Annotated in this window: 4 protein-coding genes; 3 read left to right on the plus strand and 1 reads right to left on the minus strand. The window is 73.8% G+C overall.

Going from position 1 to position 3339, the window contains the following annotated elements; genetic code table 11:
* From L2I40_RS20860 to L2I40_RS20870, 3 genes are all read left to right on the plus strand, one after another.
* Positions 1 to 284: hypothetical protein (locus tag L2I40_RS20860; RefSeq protein ID WP_237217092.1), on the plus strand; the 284-nt coding region annotated here is incomplete at its 5' end.
* A gap of 43 nt (positions 285 to 327) precedes the next feature.
* Complete coding sequence (locus tag L2I40_RS20865) at positions 328 to 1530, plus strand: toxic anion resistance protein (RefSeq protein ID WP_237217093.1); 1203 nt, start codon at positions 328 to 330, stop codon at positions 1528 to 1530.
* Positions 1531 to 1668: 138 nt separating this feature from the next.
* Positions 1669 to 2640: a Bug family tripartite tricarboxylate transporter substrate binding protein gene (locus L2I40_RS20870; RefSeq protein WP_237217094.1), complete on the plus strand. Its 972-nt coding sequence runs from the start codon at positions 1669 to 1671 to the stop codon at positions 2638 to 2640.
* Between the two features lie 135 nt (positions 2641 to 2775).
* Here the strand turns inward: L2I40_RS20870 and L2I40_RS20875 are convergent.
* Positions 2776 to 3339, minus strand: a 564-nt coding sequence (locus L2I40_RS20875) for a YidB family protein (protein ID WP_237217095.1), incomplete at its 5' end; no start/stop codon positions are given.

Here is a 3339-nt window from a genome sequence, read left to right on the forward strand (position 1 = left end):
GCCTCTCGGGCGCGATGGCCCGCCTGCTGGACGTCCTCGCCGCTCGCCGCGAGCGGCTGTCGGAGGCGCGGCGCTTCCTCGCGGTTCATCTCGACGGCCTCGATCGCATCCGCGAGCGGCTGGAGGCCGGCGCCGAGCCGCCGCCCGGCCTGCCGAAGCTGCTCGAGGACCTGACGGGCGCGGCGGACGAGCTGCGCGACCGGTTGCGCGCGGAGGAGAGCGCCGCGCTCGACATCCAGGTGAAGGTGCTCGCCGACCGGCTGCGCCAGGAGGGCTATGCGTGAGGGTCTTCATGGGGATCGAGTTGCAGCCGCCGAGGGACAAGACATGAGCGACCACATCAAGATCACCTTCGGCGAACCGGAGCCCGAGAAGCCGACGGGACAACGCGTCGAGCCCTCGCCCCCGCCGCCGCCCATCGCCGGCGCGGTGCTGACGGGCCAGGTCCAGTTCACCGCGCCGCGCCGCGCCGAGGCGGAGCTGACGCCGGAGCACCACGCGGCGATCCAGAGCCTCGCGCAGCAGATCGACCTGTCCGATCCCGGCTCCATCCTCCGCTTCGGGCAGGAGGCGCAGACGCGTGCGCAATCCGCCGCCGACGCCATGCTCGGCTCGGCGCGCAACCAGGAGACGGGCGAGGCGGGGCGGACGCTCTCCTCGCTGCTCTCCACGCTGCGCGGCTTCGACGTCACGAAGCTCGACGAGCGGCCCGGCTTCCTCCAGCGGATCTTCACCAAGGCGGGCGCCGAGGTCACCGGCATCATCCAGCGCTACGAGAGCGTGAAGGGCCAGATCGAGACGATCGGCGACCGGCTCGACACCCACCGCACGCGCCTGCTCGAGGATGTCGAGCGGCTGGAGCGGCTCTACCAGGCGACCCTCGAATGGTTCCACGCGCTCGGCGACCACATCGCCGCCGGCGACGCGGTGCTGCGCAGGACGAACGAGGAGACGATCCCGGCGCTCGAGCAGCAGGTCGCCGCGAACCCGCATGACGATCTCGCGCCGCAGCGGCTGCGCGACCTGCGTGGCGCGCGCGACGAGCTGGAACGGCGCGTGCACGACCTGCGGCTGACCCGCCAGGTCGCCATGCAGGCGCTGCCCTCGATCCGGCTGATCCAGGAGAACGACAAGGCGCTGTCGTCGAAGATCCACTCGGTGCTGGCCAATACGGTGCCGCTGTGGCGCCAGCAGCTGGCGCAGGCGCTCGCGATCCACCGGATGCGCGAGGCGGGGCAGACGGTGAAGCAGGCGACCGACCTGACGAACCGCCTGCTGACCGCGAATGCCGAGACACTGCGGCGCGGCAACCAGGAAGCGCGGACGGAGCTCGAGCGGGGGGTCTTCGACCTCGAGGCGGTGCAGAAGGCGAATGCCGCGCTGGTCGCGACGATCGAGGACAGCTTGCGCATCGCCGACGAGGCGCGCGGCCAGCGAGCGCGTGCGGCGGAGGAGCTCGAGAAGCTCGAGCAGGACATCCGCACCGTGCTGATGCAGGCCAAGGCAAGCGCGCAGACGAAGCGCACGTGACGTCCTTCTTGCCCTCCTCCGTTGACGGGGGAGGGTAGGGTGGGCGTCGAGGAGGAGCGCCCCCGCTCCCGACTTCCTACGCCGACCCTCCCCCGCCAGCGGAGGAGGGAGTAGACCGCCGGCGGGAGGAACCCGTCCATGAACCATGTCACCCGCCGCGCCCTGCTCGGCGCCGCCGGCGTTGCGCTCGCCACGCCCGCCATCGCCCAGGCCCCGTGGCCGAGCGGCCCGATCCGCATCGTCGCACCCTTCCCGCCGGGCGGATCGACCGACACGCTCGCGCGGCTGTTGCAGCCGGTGCTGAGCCAGTCGCTCGGCGTGCCGGTGGTGGTGGAGAACCGCGCCGGTGCCTCGGGCGCGATCGGCACGGCCGCGGTCGCGCGCAGCGCGCCGGACGGCAACAGCTGGGTGCTCGTCTTCGACACCCACGCGGTGAACCCCGCACTCATCCCGAACATCGGCTTCGACACCGAGCGCGACCTGACGCCGCTGCTGCTCTTCGGCACCGCGCCGATGATGCTCTGCGTCTCGCGGAACCGGCCCTGGCGCAGCTTCGCCGACATGGCCACGGCGGCCCGCGCGCGGCCCGACACGCTCACCTACGGCACGATCGGCAACGGCTCGCTCGCGCATCTGACGATGGCGCTCGTCGGCCGCGCCGCCGGGCTGCAGCTCGTGCATGTGCCCTATCGCGGCGGCGGGCCCCTCGCCGTCGCGGCGGCCGCGAACGAGACCGACATGGTCATCGCGACGCGCCCGGCGATCGGCGCGCAGATCGAAGCCGGCGCGGTCGTGCCGATCGCCCAGACCGCCGCGACGCGCTCACCCTCCGCGCCGGACGTGCCGACGCTGGTGGAAGCCGGCGTGCCGGGCATCGATGCGCGCGCCTTTTGGGGCTTCCTCGGCCCGGCCAACCTGCCGCCCGCGATCAAGCAGCGGATGGAGGCGGAGATCCGCGCCGCGCTCGACCGGCCGGACATCCGGAGCCGCGTGGTCGGCCTCGGCATCGACCTCGACCCGCAGGGCGAGGCCGGCTTCGCGCGCTTCCTCTCGGCGCAGATCGCGACCTGGGGCCGCGTGGTGCGGGAGAACGACATCCGGCCCGACTGACCGGCGGGGGCGCCCCGACATGCGGCCGCCCTTGGGCGGCCGAGCGCCCGAATGGGGGCGCCGCCGCCGGTGCGGCGAGCCAAGCGAAGCGCCGGCGCCTGAGGGCAGGAAGGCGCAGCCTTCCTGCAGCTAAGGTCAGCCCTTCATCCCACCATCGCCCGGGCGCGTCTTGCCATAGGCGGCGCCCGGCGCGAGGCCGAAGCTGCCGAGCACCTCGGCCTCGTCCACCTCGTTCAACTCGTCGTCGCTATCGGGCAACCGCCCGCGCGGCGTCAGCCGGTCCACCATCCGCGGCAGGCCCCGGCTCAGCTCCGACAGTACCTCGTCGCGGCCGAGGCCCGTCTGGCGCTCGATGTCGTCGAGCGCCCCGGGTGGCAGCACGCGCGCGACCTCCTGCGGGCTGATGTCGCGGTTCGCGCCGGGGCCGACCCAGCTCTCGGCGCGATCGCCGAGCCCCGCGGCACGGAACTGGTCGGTGATCGAGGCGAGCCCCGCGCGACCGCCCTGGCCGCGCATGAGGTAGGCCAGCAGCGCCATCAGCACGACGCCCTTCATCCCGCCCATGCCGCCGGCCAGGCCGCCGGGCATCCCGCCGCCGCGCGCCATCCCGCCCTGGCCGCCCGCCATGCCGCCGAGCAACCCCCCGAGCAGGCCGCCCAGGCCGCCGCCCATCGCGCCACCGCCCTGACCGCCACCCAG

It is taken from the genome of Falsiroseomonas oryziterrae (assembly GCF_021864505.1).
Classification (GTDB): Bacteria; Pseudomonadota; Alphaproteobacteria; order Acetobacterales; family Acetobacteraceae; genus Falsiroseomonas; species Falsiroseomonas oryziterrae.

Bases quoted from the DNA above. Each gene is read 5' to 3' on its own strand.
- L2I40_RS20870 (WP_237217094.1), top strand. From the start codon at position 1,669: ATGAACCATGTCACCCGCCGCGCCCTGCTCGGCGCCGCCGGCGTTGCG.
- L2I40_RS20865 (WP_237217093.1), top strand. From the start codon at position 328: ATGAGCGACCACATCAAGATCACCTTCGGCGAACCGGAGCCCGAGAAG.